Genomic DNA, 15,340 nt, shown 5'->3' with positions numbered 1-15,340 from the left:
ACGCATACTTATTCATACGGCCGGAAGGGCATATTCTTTAGCCCGTCGGTCCCGGAATCCTGCTGTCCCCGGAAATCATTGCCCTGGGAACCATTCAGCAGGTCCTGCATGGGCGCACTCTCGGCCACCCGCTGGATCTTCTCCGCGTACTGGGGATCGGTAGCATAGCCCCCCGCCTGCAGGGCCTGGCCGAAAGCAGCGGCATCATCGCCCTGCCCCAGGGCCTGCTGGTAACGGGGCGAGGTCTCCAGCAGACGAACATAGTCTTCCAGGGAGTCTTCCGGGGACTGATAGGCACGGAATTGATCATGCCGGCGCACCGGCAGGCCCTCCTCGAATTCCAGGGTGGGCACGGTGACTTCCGGACCCTCCCAGTCACGGCTGGCCTTGATGCCAAAGAGGTTGAAACTGTTGCGGCCTTCGCCGTCCCGGATCATGTGCTGCCCCCAGCCGGTCTCAAGCGCCGCCTGGGCCAGCACCAGTTGTGGCTCGACACCCAGACGGCGGGCGGCACCACGGGCGGCGGGCATCAGCCGCTCCAGAAATTCCCGGGGACCATTGGGCTCGAAATCCTCATCCGACTCGGCACTGGCGCCATTGGCGGCAGCTCCCTGCCCGGGGCCGGTGGACTCGTCCAGCCGGGGTACGGATTCTCCGGTCTCCCGGACAGGAATGGCCCGCCGACGCAGGGCCTCGACACTGCTCTCGCCGGGACGCATGCCCGCCGGGGCCCCTGGGTCGCCGCCCAGATCCCGAACAATCATGTCCGCCAGGCCCAGCCCTTCACCCTGGGACATTTCCACCGCGATCTGCTGATCAAACATGTCACGATAGAATTCCATTTCATTGCCGCCGGTCAGATCGTCGCCGAAACCAGCCGAGCGCATGCTCTGCAGCATCATGTGGGTGAACAGGGACTCGAACTGCTGGGCGACCGCCTGCAGGGCTTCCGGATCATCCCGCCGGGCCATGCCCCGCAGCTTCTCCAGGCCCTGCAGATCGGTGAATATCGGCTGTTCGCCAGAGACCATGGCCGCGCGCCCCTAGATGACTACCAGTTGGGCCCGCAGGGCCCCGGCCCGGTCCAGGGCCTCCAGAATCGCCACCAGATCCCCCGGGGCGGCCCCCACTTCATTGACGGCTTCCACGATCTGATCCAGACCGACGCCAGGATCAAAGAGAAACATGCTGGCATCCTCCGGCTCCTCGATTTCGATCTCGGTCCGCGGCACCACAATGGTCTCCCCTTCAGCAAAGGGCGACGGCTGGACCACGAAGGGTCGCTCAGTGATCCGTACGGTCAGAGAACCATGGCTGACGGCCGCCGGACCCACGCTGACATTGGCACCAATCACCACCGTGCCGGTCCGGGAGTTGACGATCACCCGCGCCGGGCCACTACCGGGTTCAACCCGCAGGTTCTCCAGCACGGAAACAAAGGCAATCCGCTGTTGCGGATCCGCCGGGGCCTCGATCCGTACCGAGGTGGAATCCAGGGGCAGAGCGGTATTGTCGCCAAAATTCTCGTTGATGGTCTCGGTCAGGCGATGGGCGGTGGTGAAATCCGAACGATTGAGATTGAGGGTGATGAACTCCTGCTCGGCAAAGTCATTGGGAACTTCCCGTTCCACCGTGGCTCCGTTGGGCACCCGGCCAGAGCTGGGCACATTGACCGTCACCCGGGAGCCGTCCCGGCCTTCCGCACCGAAGCCGCTCACAATTACATTACCCTGGGCCATGCCGTAAACTTGGCCATCCGCACCCACCAAGGGGGCCATCACCAGGGTTCCGCCCCGCAAGCTGTCGGCATTGCCCAGGGATGAGACGGTCACATCAATCTCCTGGCCCGGCTTGGCGAAGGGTGGCAGTTCAGCCGTTAGCGAGACAGCCGCCACATTACGCAACTGCGGGTTGGCATTGGGAGGAATCTCGATCCCGTAGGAAGAGAGCATGTTCTTCACACTCTGTACCGTGAACGGCGTCTGGGAGGTCTGATCCCCGGTACCATCCAGCCCCACCACCAGGCCATAGCCGGTCAACTGGTTGGGACGCACGCCGGAAACGGTGGCCAGATCCTTGACCCGGTCCCCCTGCTGCTGCTCCATCACCTCGCCCAGCATTTCCTGGGCAGAGACAGTGGACAGGCTCAGGCCCATAACCATCCCAAGAATCAGTGCAATGCCGCGTTGCGCTTGCATGGTATAACCTCGCTCAGAAGGGGCTCAGTGGAGACTGGAAGAAACGGGTCAGCCAGCCAGGGTTATTGGCATCGGCCAGCATGCCCTTGCCGCTGTAGGTAATACGGGCATCCGCCACCCGATTGGAAGGCACGGAATTATCGGAGGCAATATCCTGTGGCCGGATGATGCCGGCGATACGAACCATCTCCTCGCCCTGATTCAGGGTCAGCCACTTCTCCCCCTGGACCATGAGGTTGCCATTGGGCAGGCGCCGAGCCACCGTCACCGTGATCTCACCCTCCAGGCTGTTGCTCTGGCTGCTGGCACCTTCCCCATCAAAGGCCCGACTACTGCCCATCTCCGTTTCCAGAATGGGTCGGCCGTCATGAGTGACACCACGACCGAAGATGGTGGGGGGATTGATGCTGGTATTGGTATCCCGGCTGGTATTGGTGCTGGCGCTCTTGCTCGCCGCCGTCTGCTCCTCCAAGCGAATGGTGAGGATATCCCCCACCCGGCGGGCGCGGCGATCTTCCACCAGAGAGCCCGCATAGGCCGGCTGGAAGATACTGCCGCTGACCCGCTCACTCTCGGCCGGCTCTTCCGGCATTATCGGCTCATAACTGCGCTCATCGTCCCGCGGGGCCTTGCCGGCACAGGCGGTCAGCAGCAGGGCGGCAAGGATCAGCCCGCCGGTGGTAAGGATTTGCCGCTTTTTCATGCTCTCATCCCTCATGATTGCTTGCCTTAAAGCGTCTGATTGGTGAACTGAAGCATCTGATCGGCGCTGGCAATGGCCTTGGAATTGATTTCATAGGCCCGCTGGGTTTCGATCATGTTCACCAGCTCTTCCACCACGTTGACATTAGAACTCTCCAAAAAGCCCTGTGACAGGTCGCCCAAGCCATCAAAACCGGGGGTGCCTGGCTCGGGCGGGCCGCTGGCAGCGGTTTCCATGTAGAGGTTCTTGCCTCGGGCCTCCAGACCACCGGGATTGATGAAGTTGGTCAGCTGAATTTGCCCCAGCTGGACCGTTTCCGCCTGACCGGGCAACTTGGCACTGACGGTGCCGTCACTGCCAATGGTGATCTCCTCGGTCCCCGGGGGTAGCTGAATACCCGGTTCCAGGGCATAGCCACTGGACGTCACGATTTCCCCTTCCGAGTTCAACTGGAAGGAGCCATCCCGGGTATAGGCCTGGGAGCCATCGGGCATGCGGATTTCAAAGAAACCGTCACCCTCGATAGCCATGTCCAGAGGATTTTCCGTCTGGATCATATTGCCCTGACTGAACAGCTTCTCGGTGGACACCACCCGAACACCGGTACCCTTGCTGACCCCGGAGGGGCTCTGGGTCTCCTGGGTGGTCTGCCCGCCCACCTGACGCACGTTCTGATACATCAGGTCTTCAAAGTTGGCCCGCCCCCGCTTGAAAGCGGTGGTATTGGCGTTGGCCAGGTTATTGGAGACCGTGTTCATGCGGGTCTGCTGGCCATCCAAACCGGTTTTTGCTACCCAAAGTGCCGAGTTCATGATTTTGACTCCTTCGTCTTCCGCCGGCTTTCCGTCTGACTTGGCCGGGCGAAAATGACGCTGTAATTGCCCGCAGTTACCGCCAAGGGATTAACTGCAATTTCAATGCCAACTCTTCCCTATCCGTCCCTACTGGGTCCGAAGCAGGTTGGAGGCGGCCTGTGCGTTCTCATCCGCGTTCTGAATCATCTTGACCTGGGTCTCATACTGACGCGCCAGCTGAATCATGTTCACCATGGCGGTGGTGATATTCACATTGCTGCCTTCCAATACACCGCTGGCCAACTCAACCTCCGCATCGGCCACCGCCTCACCGCCATCGGCCAGGCGGAACAGCCCATCCGGACTCTTCTCCATCTCATCCAACGGCGGATTGACCAGCTTGATGCGCTCCACCACGGCCATGGTTTCCGGCGGCTGGCCCTGGGGCACAATGCTGATGGTCCCGTCACCGCCAATCATCATGTCGTCATGAGGCGGGATGGCGATGGGACCGCCATCCCCCATCACCGGCTGCCCCGCCCCATTGACCAGATTGCCGTTGGCCGTCAGTCGCAGATCTCCGGCCCGGGTATAGGCCTCGCCACCATCCGGGGCCTGAACCGCAATCCAGCCCTGACCCTGAACCGCCACGTCCAGTTCATGCTCCGTGGTCTGCATCGTCCCGGGGGTGAAATCCACCCCCTGGCCTTCACTTACCGCATTCACACGGCTGGCAAACCCCGGCCCCCGGACCTCCTCCGGCTGGAAGGCGTGCAGATCGGCCCGAAAGCCGGCCGTATTGGCATTGGCCAGGTTATGGCTGTTGGCGGCCTGTGCCTGCATGGTTTGCTTGGCGCCGGTCATGCCGGTGTAGATCATGCGGTCCATGTCACTGCTCCTACTGGCTCAAGGTCTTGATTAGCGGATATTGATAATGGTCTGGGTGACCGTATCGGCCGTGGAAATCATCTGGGCATTGGCCTGGAAATTCCGCTGGGCGGTGATCATTTCCACCAGCTCTTCGGTCAAGTCCACATTGGAACCTTCCAGGGCACCGGACTGAATGTCGCCGAAACCGGAACCGCCGGCCTCACCCAGCTGCACATCACCGGCGGCAAAGGTTTCACCCCAGCGGGTATCGCCGATCTTCTGCAATCCCTGGGGATTATCGAAGTTGGCCAGAGCCACCTTGCCCATCTGCTCTGACTGGCCATTGGAGAAGCGGGCAGAGGCCACCCCACTGTCATCCACTTCGAAACCGGTTAACCGGCCCACGGCGAAACCATCCTGGGAAAGCTGGGTGACACCGAAATTGCCGCCAAACTGGGTGGAGTCCCCATAATCCAGGGAGATTTCCAGCTCATCGGCCCCGTTGCCCGGATCAAAAGCGGGATAATCGATCTGCCCATCCGCAGGGGTATCCAATGTCCCATCACTGTTGAAAGTCAGGGTGTCCGGACCACCGATCTCGTCATCGCCCACATAGAGATGGGTCTCCCATTCATTGGGCTGATCCGTCTTGACAAAATAGGTGGTGGCGTCATGACGGTTACCCAGGGAGTCATAGATGGTCACCGAACGACTATTGTTGAAGCTCAACGGGTCTTCCGGATCGAAGGGCGCCACCGTCGGCTCTTCGGCATCCGCCGGCAGGTTCAGCTCGGCCCGAATCTCGGAGGTGGCCTGGGGGGCGTTCTCGCCGGTCACCAGCTGAAGATCCTGCAGCTGACCGGTATTAAAACTGCCATCGCCGGACGGCGGATAAATCTGCAGGCGCTCGCCCACATTATTTTCCACGAAACCCTCGTTATTGACCGAGAAGTTCCCCGCTCGGGTATAGCTTCTGCCCTCTTGACCTTCCAGTGTGAAGAACCCTTCACCACTGATGGCCAGATCCAGATTGTTTTCAGTGAAGTCGATATTGCCCTGGGTAAATTGCTGGGCCACCCGCTGCAAACGCGTCCCGTTACCCGTAGCCGTGTCGGAGATATCCCCGGTGCTGACGGCGAACAGGTCGGCGAATTCAGCCCGGGAACCCTTGAAGCCCGTGGAATTCACGTTGGCAATATTATTGGAAGTCACGTTGAGGTGACTGGATGCGGCATTCAAGCCGCTCAATGCAATACGAAATGGCATGGTTCTATCCTCCCGCCCTGATTAAAGGAATTCGTAAACGTCCTGCAACTTCAATTCGCCCAACGCGGTGTTCAATGTCACACCCTTGCCCGAGCGGTCCAGCGTCACACTTTCCACATGCTGATTAACCAGAATCTGTCCGGCCTCGGTACTTTCACCACGAACCACACCGGCCTCGAATTGATAGGCCCCCGGCTCCGCAGCTTCACCCTCGTCCGTCATGCCGTCCCAATGGAAACGGGCCATACCTTCTGAATGCTGACCCAAGTGCATGCGGCGGACGCGGTCACCATTGGCATCCAGGACATCCACCACCACGTCATTGGCACTGTCTTCCAGGTTGACCGCGCCCTCAACACCACCGCCTTCCAATGGCAAAAGGCCTTCACTGCTCTCGGCCAGCACGTTCCGTCCCACAAGATCGGAAGCCTGCAAGGCCTGACTGGATTGCATGGCACCGGACAGATCCCCAAAGGCATCCTTGAGCTCGGTGATCCCGGATACGGTGCTGAACTGGGCCAACTGCCCCAGAAACTCACCGTTTTCCATGGGCTCAAAGGGGTCCTGATTCTGGAACTGGGCTATCATGAGCGTCAGAAACTGTTCCTGACCCAACTCATCATTCCCCTTGCCCCCGTTGTTTCCCTCCCCGGAACCTCGTATCCCGAATTGCTCGAAGGGGTTTGTTCCGCTTGCTGAAATCATGGTTATCTACCTCCCGATGGGCCCAAGTGGCTTACTGCCCCATCTGCAGCGTGCGTTGCATCATTTCCCGTGTGGTACTAATCACTTCAATGTTGTTCTGATATGCCCTGGAGGCCGACAACATGTTCACCATCTCTTCCACCGGGTTCACATTGGAGGCATAGACATACCCCTCCTCATCGGCCTCGGGATGCTCCGGCTGGTAACGCGCCTCCACCGGTGCCCCGCTGCGGACAATGTTGTCCACCCGCACGCTCACTGAATCCGGGTTATCAAAGCCGTCCATGACCGCCTGGAAGTGGGGATGCCGGGAGCGATAGGCGGTCTCGATATCCCCGCTCACGCTGTCGGCGTTGGCCAGATTACTGGCGGTGGTATTGAGCCGGAGCGACTGCGCACTCATGCCGGAACCGGCTACATCAAAAACGTTGAACATGGTGATTACCCTCTCGCTTGTCCGGTAATGGCGTGCTTCATGGAGGAGAAGCGACCGCTGGTGAACTGCAGACTGGCCTGGTAACGCTGCACATTCTCGGCCCAGCTACTCATTTCCAGATCCGGGTCCACGGTGTTGCCGTCCAGGGACGGCTGATTGGGCACCCGATAGAGCTTCTCGCCACCGGGGCCTTCCATATCCCCGCCCATGTGACGGGCATTGGTGGTCTGCATCTGGGTGTCGCCCGACTGGCCGGCTTGCTGCAGGGCCGTCTTGAAGTCGATGTCCCGGGCCTTGAATCCCGGAGTGTCGGCATTGGCCAGATTGGAAGCCAGAACCTGATGACGGCGCTGATAGACCCGCAGGGCTTCCTGCTGGGCGCCGAGCGCTTGTTCGAATCCGATTGGCATGATGGCGTCTCCTCGCTTGCTTGACGGGACTTATCGCAATTGCCGTGCCAACCTTTTTTGTTAATTATTTTCAATCACTTACAAACATAACGCCTGATTCGGGCGGCATGCCTTTTCCGCTTTTGCCGGCTTCCTTGCCGCCCCCGCTGCCGCATTGCCATCCCTTGCCGCTTGTCACCCCCGGTCCATGGCCGTTGTCAGGCCCAAACAAATTCATTCCCAATGGCATGGGAATTGCTACAAATACCGTCAGAGGGATGAAATGGACGCAATGTGACGATGAACCGACGCCTCAGACACAAGATGACCGCTCTGGCTGGCTTCCTAGCCTTGCCGGGCATCCTGCTGGCCGATCAGCCGGAGTGGCAGGACCATGCCGAGATCCGGCAGGTGGCGGAAAGCTTTGTCCAATCCCGAGCCGGCAGCGACAGTCAGGTATCGGCCCGGGCCGGTCGTATTGACAATCGAATGCGTCTGCGTCACTGCCAGCAAGGCCTGGAGGCCTGGCTGCCCACCGGACGGCAGATCGATGGCGGTAACACCACCATTGGCGTGCGTTGTACTGGGCCGGTGGAGTGGCAAATATTCGTTCCGGTTTCCATGGAAATCATCACCCCGGTGGTGGTGATCCAGGACGTGCTGCAACGCGGCTCGGTAATCGGTCCCGAGCATGTCACCCTGGAGAAACGGGACGCAGGCACCCTGCGCCGGAATTTTTACCAATCCCTGGATGAGGTGCTGGGCATGCGCCTGCGCCGGAATCTGTCACCAGGAACGGTGCTGGAACCGGGGCATCTGGAAATCCGGCGACTGGTGGAGCGAGGCCAACGGGTGCGATTGCTGGCAAAAGGTGAGGCCGTGTCGGTCAGCATGGCAGGCAAGGCCCTGCAGGACGGCGCCCGGGGTCAACGGATCCGGGTGGAGAATTTGAGTTCCGGCAAGGAGCTGGAAGGTGTCATTACAGGAGAAGGTACAGTTGAAATCCGCTTTTAAAGCCCGGATGATGGGCAAATAGGCTCAATCAGGCCGAATGCACTCGCAACCGGGCGGAAAAAGCGACATTTTTTCACGAAAGGCCTAAAGTCCAGGCAAATTCGGCCGTTACCCGGGATGCAAGCAGGCATTTCCGGGGGAGAGGAAGATCATGATTGATCGCGTCAACAACCTGATTCAGGGGCAGAACCAGCTCCAGAATGACCGCCGCAACAGCCCGGCGGACAGCAATCGCGCGTCCCAGGAATCCCCGGGAAGTGGCCGTCCGGAAACGGACCAGGTCAGCCTGTCGGAGTCCGGACGTCAGATGCAGTCCCTGGAGCAACGGGTGGCCGAGTCCACCGGTGTGGATCAGGAACGCGTCGCCGCCCTGCGGGATGCCATTGAACGCGGTGATTATGAAGCTGACGCCAGCCGAATTGCGGATGCACTGATTCGCGACAGCCGGGAGCTTTAAAGGCCTGAGATCGCCCGGGAGGCCCTGGTGACCAGCGCAACACAAGACCTGCAACAACATCTCTCTGCCCTGCATGAGCATGCGGCGGCCTTTGAGCGGCTTCTGGTGGAAGAATCAGAAGCCCTGGGCAACCGTGATCATGAAACCCTGGAATCCCTCGCCGCCAGCAAGCTGCGACTGAGCGAGGGTATGGATAGGCATTTCAAGCGACTCCTGACCGCATTGCCGACGATCCAAGCTGACAATACTGATCCAGACAAGCATCTGCCGGAAGCGCTGCGCCCCCAATGGCATGCCCTGCGCCCCCTTCTGGGCAAGATCCGAGAACAGAACCAGAACAATGGTCAGCAATTGCACCTGCAATCCCGACAGGTGGATCAGGCCATGACCATTCTGCGTGGTGCCGAACAGGGCAGCCAGGCCGACACCTACGGTGCGGACGGCCAAACCCGTTCCGCTAACCGCGGTGGCCGTCACGTGAAAGTCTGATAATATCCTCCGTTTTCCCGGTTCATCGGTTTATGGGCCCCGGTGGTCCCATTACCGGGTGCTTATCTGGAATTTCCTACTTTAATTGAATGGGATCCAAGCCTTCGATCATGACGGATGCCGTGAGCGACAAAGAACACGACAAACAAGTTCGAGCGGGCAATTCCCCGGGCGAGGACCCAACCCGGGAGGATCGTCCCAATCGAATCCGACAGCTGCTGATCCGTCTGCGGGACCAGCGCTCTCTGTTGAGCGCCCATTTCCGAGGCCGGAGTGATTCCTTCGGCACCCTGCTGCTGAATGTGGACCCGGATAAGGGGGAACTGGAATTTGACGAACTTTCCCCCACGGATGGCGACCGCTTGGTCAAACTGCACCAGCAATTCCAGGTCTCGGGGCAGCTTGACGGCGCCCAGCTCTCATTCCCGGTAAAAGTGCTCAGTCGACAAATACGGGAAGGCCTGGCCAGTTATCGGACGACTCTGCCGACTGCCATGCGCTACCATCAGCGCCGCAAGGCCTTTCGGGTGGAAGCGCCGGTGCGCCCCAAGTGCAAAGTCAGTATCAGTACCACCTCCGGCGATGTCTACGATGGGCAACTGGCAGATCTTTCCGTCACCGGTGCCGGCTTTCTGATGAAAACGAAGAAGGCCGAGGCCCTGCCTCGCGGGACCCATTGTGATTGCGAAATTGAATTGCCCTCCGGTTCCATCCAATCCGCTGTGGAAATCCGCTTCAACCTGGCCGTGCAGGACAAGCCTTTCAATCGCCTGGGAGGCCAATTCACCGGACTCTCGGCCGCTGATCGCCGCCGAATCGAACGCTTCGTCTTTGAGCTTCAACGGCGCCAATTGAAAGCGGACCGCTAGCCTGAGTCGTATGAGCCCTATTTCAGCGCTCGCCCTTGAGACGGGGTGACACCTGCGGCGATAATGGCCCCATCTCGCAACCAGGAATGTTTTCATGGCTGAAACCTCCGAACAGCAAACCGACCCAGGCAAACAGCTCTTTATCGCTCGCCAGCCGATTTTTGACCATAAGAAAAAGGTCTACGGTTACGAGATTCTCTTTCGGGACAGCAAGCGCAATATTGCGTCGGTATTCGATGGTGACCGGGCCACCTCTCAGGTGATCACCGACACCTTCCTGGAAATTGGCCTGGACAAGCTGGTGGGAAAAAAGTACGCCTTTTTCAATCTCACCCGGAACTTCTTGATCAACGACGCCGAATTCCCTCTCTCCAGCGCCCACGTGGGACTGGAAATTCTGGAAACGGTGACGGTGGACGAGAAATTGCTGGACTCGGTGGAACGGCTGGCGGAGCAGGGTTTCCGTATCGCCCTGGATGATTTCGTCATGAACGAAGGCACCAAGCAACTGCTCCCACACGCCCATATGGTCAAGCTGGACGTGTTGGACAAAAGCGAGGAGGACCTGCGCAAGCAGCTCAGCCAGATTCGACAATACCCGGTACAGTTGGTGGCCGAGCGGGTGGAGACCCAGGAAGCCTTCAACATGGCCATGGACCTGGGCTTTGATTACTTTCAGGGCTTTTTCCTCTGCGAACCCGAAGTCATCCATCGCCAGCGCCTGCCGGACAACAAACTCAGCATTCTGCGCCTGCTGGCCCGCTTGCAGGACCCGGATGTCGGCCCCAAGGAACTGGAGCAAATCATCAAACAGGACGTGACCCTGTCCTACAAGCTGCTCCGCTGCGTGAATTCCGCCTATTACGGCCTCTCACTGGAAGTCAGTTCCATTCACCACGCCATCGTATACCTGGGATTACCAGCAGTGCGCAACTGGGTCCGCCTGCTGGTCCTGGCCGGTCTGCAGGACCGGCCTCCGGAGCTAATTCGCATCGCCCTGACCCGAGCCAAGATGTGTGAAGTCCTCTCTGAGCATGCACCCAACCTTTCTCGGGAAATGGCTTTTACCGTCGGCCTGTTTTCGGTACTGGATGCCTTGATGAACATGCCCATGGAGCAAATCCTGGAGCGAGTCCCCCTGTCCGAGGAAGTGGACCGAGCCCTGGTGGATGGCAAGGGCGCCTACGGGGTGCTATTGGGCTTCGTAAAGGCTTATGAGCGAGGCGACTGGGAAACCATTGAATCCGGCCCTTATCCGGCCGATGCCGTCAAACAAGCCTATCTGGATGCTTTGGAGTCGGCTGAGCGAGAACAACCCTGAATTAAGCCCCGGACTTGGATGTACAAACCATCGGATAATCGTATCCAATAGGCCTTTGCACTATGGCTATTTGTCCCACATTTATTCCACACTATAGCCCGGATTCTGTACCGTCCATCCAGGTAAATACGCCGTCGATTGACTACACTCTTGAGCAAGCCAAACGTCTATGGCTCAATTATATGTAAAGACAGAGACGTCTTTTTTGATTCACGATGCCAGGGACAGGGAGCGGAATTGGCAGCGAGATGGAACCATCGGTTCGGAGTAACACCATGAAACAATTGATTATCCTTGCCAGCGCCTTGCTTGTCCTGCCCTTCGTCGCCACCGAAGCGAGGGCCGCCTGCTCCTCATCCGACTTCGACGTCCAGAATTTCGAGCTAAGTGTTGATAATTGCCGGGGGCGCAACTGCCCACGACTGGTAATCAAGGGGGACCTGGTCAACAACTGCGGCAGTGATGCTGCCGCCCGTATCGAGGTCGAAGCCCTGAACGGATCAGGCCGCGTGGTAGATTCCGTGGACGGCTGGCCCGCCCGAACCAGTAACCTGGCTCCTGGGGAGGCGGTGTCCTTCGATTTCACCGGCATGATGGACTTCGAGCGAAACATGGAAGACTTTTCCGTCAGCATTGTCGAAGTCCGGGAGTGGTAAAACACCTTCATTCCCGCCGGTAGAGAGACGTTCCCACCGGTAACGCTAGATCCCTGGGGTTTCCACCCCGGGGGTTGTTCAATTTCCATAATGATGAGATGGGTCCCAGCCCACATCACGCGGGGGCTGTTCCGCTGGAGCAGCACAAAACGGTCAACAGGATGGGACTGACGCCCTGGCGGGTACCCTGCTCGGAATCCCCCGGTTTCCGAAAATAGACCAGCGTCCCAGGCACCGGTCTGTCCAATCCTGTCGGCCATCAAAAGATCAGGGACGAGAGACCATCGCCCCAACCCTTTAGCCAATTTACATTGAAATGAGAGAGGTAAAACTGGACATGAAAAAGGTCGTGATCACTGCGTTCGCCGTCTTCGCCTTGGCAATGGCTTCCACTGCCTGGGGCAGCTGCTCCTCCAGCGATTTCGGCGTGGAGAACCTGGACATCCATGTGGATAACTGCTCCGGGCGGAACTGCCCGCGAATCAACATTACCGGAGAGCTAGTCAATCACTGTGCTAGCCCGGCCGCTGCCCGGGTCGAGATCGAAGCCAAGAACAGCCGGGGCCAAACCGTGGATTCCGTGGACGGTTGGCCTGCACGCACCAATAATATCCAACCCGGCGAATCGGTTGAATTCGACTTCAGCGCCATGATGGATTTTGACCGCAACATGTCCGACTTTAGTGTTTCCATCTCTGAATCTCGAATTTGGTAAATCCATAGAGACGGATGAAGTCAAAAGGGCGCCCGCTGAGGCGCCCTTTTTTGGCTCATTTTTTCCAAGCATAAAAAAACCGGCAGCTTCTGCTGCCGGTTTTTTTATCTGGTGGGCCGTGCTGGATTCGAACCAGCGACCAGCGGATTAAAAGTCCGATGCTCTACCGAGCTGAGCTAACGGCCCGCAAAGCCGGGCATTATAAAGTGTTTCAAAAAAAAGGGGAAGGCCTTTAAGCTGGTTTTGAGAGCGGTTTTGATGCCGTAACTTCAGGAAGCCGTTTGATAGGACGTGGGATCGGGAATCCCGGCCTGCTCGAAACCCTGGCGGCGGAAGCGGCAGGCATCGCAACGGCCGCAGGCGCGTCCTGAATCATCCGCCTGATAGCAGCTCACAGTGAGCCCGTAATCCACCCCCAGATCAATCCCCTGGCGAATAATCTCCGCCTTGGATTGGGCCATCAGCGGGGTTTTTATGACCGGTGCTCGGCCTTCCAGGCCCTGCTTGGTGGCCACCCGCGCCAGACTCTGAAAGGCCTCGATGAAGGCCGGGCGACAATCCGGATAGCCACTGTAATCCACGGCATTCACCCCGATATAGATCGCCTCGGCATCCAGAATTTCGGCCCAGCCCATGGCAATGGACAAAAAGACGGTGTTGCGGGCCGGCACGTAAGTCACGGGAATACCCGTTCCCGGCTGCTCGGGCACGGCTAGACTGGCATCGGTCAGCGCGGAACCGCCCAGACTGCCCAGATCCAGACCCACGGTACGGTGACTCGCCGCGCCCAGCTGTTCAGCCACCCGCTCGGCCGCTTTCAGTTCGGCATCATGGCGCTGGCCATATCGAAAGCTGATGGCATGGGCGTCGAAACCATCCGCCTTGGCCTGGGCCAGCACCGTGGCGGAATCCAGCCCACCGGAGAGCAGGACCACCGCCCTCCCCTGCGGTTTGGGTGAGGCAGCACTCATCGGCCTGGCTCATCTCCCCAGAGGTATTTGTGCAGTTGTAGCTGAAAGCGAACCGGGAGACGATCTTCCAGGATCCAGTCCGCCAAGTCGGCTGGTTTCACCCCTTCATGCTCGGGCGAGAACAACACCTCGCACCGCTTGTTCAGCACCTTGCTCCGGAATAGATCCCGGCTCCATTCGTAATCGGCCCGGTCACAGATCACGAATTTGATCTGATCATGGGGCCGGAGCAGGTCCAGATTCTCCCAGCGATTACGAGCCATCTCCCCTGAACCCGGCGTCTTGATATCCATCACCCGAACAATGCGCTCATCCAGGACACTGATATCCATGGCGCCGCTGGTCTCCACCGAGACTTCGTGGCCTGCATCCGCCAGGGCATGAATCAGGCGATCGGCATTGAACTGGGCTAGGGGCTCCCCGCCGGTCACGGTGACGTGATGGGTTGCGTAATTGGCCACCGTTCGACAAACCTCATCGATGCCCCGCCATTCTCCGCCGTGGAAGGCGTACTCGGTGTCACAATAGACGCAACGCAGCGGACAACCGGTCAGACGCACGAAAACCGTAGGCAAGCCCACGGTTCTCGATTCACCCTGCAGGGAATGGAAGATCTCGGTAATCCGCACCCGGTCGGCCCTCGCCAGGGCGTTTGCGCCGGTTTTCCTCATATCCTGGACCACGGCCGTCACAGCAACCTCCCGCCGGCTCAGCGGCCTTCCTCGTCCATGCGGTTGAGGCGACTATTGGCCAGGCGAGCGGCGGAGCTGTCCGGATAGTTCTCCCGCACTTCCCCCAACAGGTCCCGGGCTTCATCCCAGCGCTCCAGCTCATAGTAGGAGAAAGCCAGCTTGAGCTTGGAATCGGCCAATTTGTTGGATTCGGGATAATCGTCCAGCACTCGCTGGAACTCGGCCGTGGCCTGCTCGTAATCCCGGGTCACATAATGGACTTCACCGAGCCAATAACGGGCGTTGGGACCCAGATCGGAATCCTCATGGTCCTCGAGAAAAGCCTCAAATGCCTCCCCCGCTGCGTCATAACGGCCATCCCGCAAGAGGCCAAAGGCTTCCTCATAAGCCGCCTGTGGATCGCCTTCTTCACTGGGTGTATCAGTGGGTGTCTGCCCCAGATGCACATCGGGCACCTGATCCGCCTCCGGTGCGCCCCCCACCTCCAGGCGACGCAAACGGCGGTCCACATCCAGATAGATTTCCCGCTGACGTTCAGCGGTTCCGTCCAGCTGGTAATCCAGGTTCTCTATCTCGCCCCGCATGCCACGCAGCTCAGCCTGCACTTCATCCAGTTGACTGGCCAGATTCACCAGACTGTCACTATCCACGAGGCGCTCAAGCTGGGACAGGCGATCTTCCAGCTCATCCAGACGCTGCGCTTGCTCATCATCTTCCGGGGCAAGGGCCGCACAGCCCGTCAACACCAGGGTGGCGGACAGCAGGCCCACCCACAGGGAATTTTTCAGTTGCATT

Annotated in this window: 19 protein-coding genes and 1 tRNA gene; 7 read left to right on the top strand and 13 right to left on the bottom strand. The window is 59.2% G+C overall.

Annotation, left to right across the window (positions count from 1 at the left end; genetic code table 11):
* Window positions 1-8: 8 nt before the first annotated feature.
* The 9 genes from flgJ to flgB form a co-directional block, all read right to left on the bottom strand.
* Entirely contained in the window at window positions 9-1,031 is a 1,023-nt protein-coding gene (flgJ, locus tag J2T60_RS01945; RefSeq protein ID WP_253444681.1) for a flagellar assembly peptidoglycan hydrolase FlgJ, read from the bottom strand.
* Between the two features lie 12 nt (window positions 1,032-1,043).
* The gene (locus J2T60_RS01940) at window positions 1,044-2,120 is read right to left on the bottom strand and encodes a flagellar basal body P-ring protein FlgI (protein ID WP_374728479.1); all 1,077 of its coding nucleotides are present in this window, start codon (window positions 2,118-2,120) and stop codon (window positions 1,044-1,046) included.
* Between the two features lie 91 nt (window positions 2,121-2,211).
* Window positions 2,212-2,901, bottom strand: coding sequence for a flagellar basal body L-ring protein FlgH (flgH, locus tag J2T60_RS01935; RefSeq protein WP_253444674.1), 690 nt, complete (start codon window positions 2,899-2,901; stop codon window positions 2,212-2,214).
* Window positions 2,902-2,927: 26 nt separating this feature from the next.
* Entirely contained in the window at window positions 2,928-3,713 is a 786-nt protein-coding gene (gene flgG, locus J2T60_RS01930) for a flagellar basal-body rod protein FlgG (protein WP_253444671.1), read from the bottom strand.
* A 129-nt stretch (window positions 3,714-3,842) separates the two neighbouring features.
* A complete protein-coding gene (gene flgF, locus J2T60_RS01925) occupies window positions 3,843-4,583 on the bottom strand; it encodes a flagellar basal-body rod protein FlgF (protein WP_253444668.1) in 741 nt (246 codons plus the stop codon).
* Window positions 4,584-4,613: 30 nt separating this feature from the next.
* Window positions 4,614-5,831 carry a flagellar hook protein FlgE gene (gene flgE, locus J2T60_RS01920; protein ID WP_253444665.1) on the bottom strand — a complete coding sequence of 406 codons (1,218 nt, stop codon included), beginning with the start codon at window positions 5,829-5,831 and terminating at the stop codon, window positions 4,614-4,616.
* A 21-nt stretch (window positions 5,832-5,852) separates the two neighbouring features.
* Complete coding sequence (locus J2T60_RS01915) at window positions 5,853-6,536, bottom strand: flagellar hook assembly protein FlgD (protein ID WP_253444662.1); 684 nt, start codon at window positions 6,534-6,536, stop codon at window positions 5,853-5,855.
* 31 nt (window positions 6,537-6,567) lie between these two features.
* Window positions 6,568-6,978: a flagellar basal body rod protein FlgC gene (gene flgC, locus J2T60_RS01910; RefSeq protein ID WP_253447534.1), complete on the bottom strand. Its 411-nt coding sequence runs from the start codon at window positions 6,976-6,978 to the stop codon at window positions 6,568-6,570.
* Complete coding sequence (gene flgB / locus J2T60_RS01905; protein WP_253444659.1) at window positions 6,978-7,382, bottom strand: flagellar basal body rod protein FlgB; 405 nt, start codon at window positions 7,380-7,382, stop codon at window positions 6,978-6,980. The genes flgC and flgB overlap by 1 nt, the downstream gene beginning before the upstream one ends.
* A gap of 279 nt (window positions 7,383-7,661) precedes the next feature.
* Between flgB and flgA the strand changes: the two genes are divergently transcribed.
* The 7 genes from flgA (at window position 7,662) to J2T60_RS01870 (ending at window position 12,882) form a co-directional block, all read left to right on the top strand.
* The gene (gene flgA / locus J2T60_RS01900; RefSeq protein WP_253447531.1) at window positions 7,662-8,375 is read left to right on the top strand and encodes a flagellar basal body P-ring formation chaperone FlgA; all 714 of its coding nucleotides are present in this window, start codon (window positions 7,662-7,664) and stop codon (window positions 8,373-8,375) included.
* A gap of 151 nt (window positions 8,376-8,526) precedes the next feature.
* On the top strand, window positions 8,527-8,832 hold the full coding sequence (flgM, locus tag J2T60_RS01895; RefSeq protein WP_253444656.1) for a flagellar biosynthesis anti-sigma factor FlgM: 306 nt from the start codon (window positions 8,527-8,529) through the stop codon (window positions 8,830-8,832).
* A gap of 27 nt (window positions 8,833-8,859) precedes the next feature.
* Window positions 8,860-9,321, top strand: a complete 462-nt coding sequence (locus J2T60_RS01890) for a flagellar protein FlgN (RefSeq protein WP_253444654.1) — start codon at window positions 8,860-8,862, stop codon at window positions 9,319-9,321.
* Window positions 9,322-9,443: 122 nt separating this feature from the next.
* A complete protein-coding gene (locus tag J2T60_RS01885; protein ID WP_253444651.1) occupies window positions 9,444-10,190 on the top strand; it encodes a flagellar brake protein in 747 nt (248 codons plus the stop codon).
* Window positions 10,191-10,284: 94 nt separating this feature from the next.
* Window positions 10,285-11,511 carry an EAL and HDOD domain-containing protein gene (locus tag J2T60_RS01880; RefSeq protein WP_253444648.1) on the top strand — a complete coding sequence of 409 codons (1,227 nt, stop codon included), beginning with the start codon at window positions 10,285-10,287 and terminating at the stop codon, window positions 11,509-11,511.
* Window positions 11,512-11,786: 275 nt separating this feature from the next.
* Window positions 11,787-12,167: a hypothetical protein gene (locus J2T60_RS01875; RefSeq protein WP_253444645.1), complete on the top strand. Its 381-nt coding sequence runs from the start codon at window positions 11,787-11,789 to the stop codon at window positions 12,165-12,167.
* Window positions 12,168-12,504: 337 nt separating this feature from the next.
* Window positions 12,505-12,882 carry a hypothetical protein gene (locus tag J2T60_RS01870; protein WP_253444642.1) on the top strand — a complete coding sequence of 126 codons (378 nt, stop codon included), beginning with the start codon at window positions 12,505-12,507 and terminating at the stop codon, window positions 12,880-12,882.
* Window positions 12,883-12,991: 109 nt separating this feature from the next.
* Here J2T60_RS01870 and J2T60_RS01865 read toward each other — a convergent pair.
* From J2T60_RS01865 to ybgF, 4 genes are all read right to left on the bottom strand, one after another.
* Window positions 12,992-13,068: transfer RNA gene (locus J2T60_RS01865), tRNA-Lys, on the bottom strand.
* 83 nt (window positions 13,069-13,151) lie between these two features.
* Window positions 13,152-13,853 (bottom strand): 7-cyano-7-deazaguanine synthase QueC, encoded by a 702-nt coding sequence (queC, locus tag J2T60_RS01860; RefSeq protein ID WP_253444640.1) that lies wholly within the window; start codon window positions 13,851-13,853, stop codon window positions 13,152-13,154.
* Window positions 13,850-14,524 (bottom strand): 7-carboxy-7-deazaguanine synthase QueE, encoded by a 675-nt coding sequence (gene queE / locus J2T60_RS01855; protein WP_253447528.1) that lies wholly within the window; start codon window positions 14,522-14,524, stop codon window positions 13,850-13,852. The genes queC and queE overlap by 4 nt, the downstream gene beginning before the upstream one ends.
* A 38-nt stretch (window positions 14,525-14,562) precedes the next feature.
* Window positions 14,563-15,339 (bottom strand): tol-pal system protein YbgF, encoded by a 777-nt coding sequence (ybgF, locus tag J2T60_RS01850; protein ID WP_253444637.1) that lies wholly within the window; start codon window positions 15,337-15,339, stop codon window positions 14,563-14,565.
* Window position 15,340: the final 1 nt, after the last annotated feature.

The sequence above is a fragment of the Natronospira proteinivora genome, assembly GCF_024170465.1.
Lineage (GTDB): Bacteria > Pseudomonadota > Gammaproteobacteria > Natronospirales > Natronospiraceae > Natronospira > Natronospira proteinivora.
Note: the sequence above shows the minus strand (reverse complement) of the source record. Positions and strands in the feature narration are given on the sequence as shown.

Bases quoted from the DNA above. Each gene is read 5' to 3' on its own strand.
- flgH (WP_253444674.1), bottom strand. From the start codon at position 2,901: ATGAAAAAGCGGCAAATCCTTACCACCGGCGGGCTGATCCTTGCCGCC.
- ybgF (WP_253444637.1), bottom strand. From the start codon at position 15,339: ATGCAACTGAAAAATTCCCTGTGGGTGGGCCTGCTGTCCGCCACCCTG.
- flgM (WP_253444656.1), top strand. From the start codon at position 8,527: ATGATTGATCGCGTCAACAACCTGATTCAGGGGCAGAACCAGCTCCAG.
- queE (WP_253447528.1), bottom strand. From the start codon at position 14,524: ATGAGGAAAACCGGCGCAAACGCCCTGGCGAGGGCCGACCGGGTGCGG.
- flgA (WP_253447531.1), top strand. From the start codon at position 7,662: ATGAACCGACGCCTCAGACACAAGATGACCGCTCTGGCTGGCTTCCTA.
- J2T60_RS01870 (WP_253444642.1), top strand. From the start codon at position 12,505: ATGAAAAAGGTCGTGATCACTGCGTTCGCCGTCTTCGCCTTGGCAATG.
- J2T60_RS01940 (WP_374728479.1), bottom strand. From the start codon at position 2,120: ATGCTGGGCGAGGTGATGGAGCAGCAGCAGGGGGACCGGGTCAAGGAT.
- flgJ (WP_253444681.1), bottom strand. From the start codon at position 1,031: ATGGTCTCTGGCGAACAGCCGATATTCACCGATCTGCAGGGCCTGGAG.
- flgF (WP_253444668.1), bottom strand. From the start codon at position 4,583: ATGGACCGCATGATCTACACCGGCATGACCGGCGCCAAGCAAACCATG.
- flgB (WP_253444659.1), bottom strand. From the start codon at position 7,382: ATGCCAATCGGATTCGAACAAGCGCTCGGCGCCCAGCAGGAAGCCCTG.
- J2T60_RS01915 (WP_253444662.1), bottom strand. From the start codon at position 6,536: ATGATTTCAGCAAGCGGAACAAACCCCTTCGAGCAATTCGGGATACGA.
- flgG (WP_253444671.1), bottom strand. From the start codon at position 3,713: ATGAACTCGGCACTTTGGGTAGCAAAAACCGGTTTGGATGGCCAGCAG.
- J2T60_RS01875 (WP_253444645.1), top strand. From the start codon at position 11,787: ATGAAACAATTGATTATCCTTGCCAGCGCCTTGCTTGTCCTGCCCTTC.
- J2T60_RS01880 (WP_253444648.1), top strand. From the start codon at position 10,285: ATGGCTGAAACCTCCGAACAGCAAACCGACCCAGGCAAACAGCTCTTT.
- queC (WP_253444640.1), bottom strand. From the start codon at position 13,853: ATGAGTGCTGCCTCACCCAAACCGCAGGGGAGGGCGGTGGTCCTGCTC.
- flgE (WP_253444665.1), bottom strand. From the start codon at position 5,831: ATGCCATTTCGTATTGCATTGAGCGGCTTGAATGCCGCATCCAGTCAC.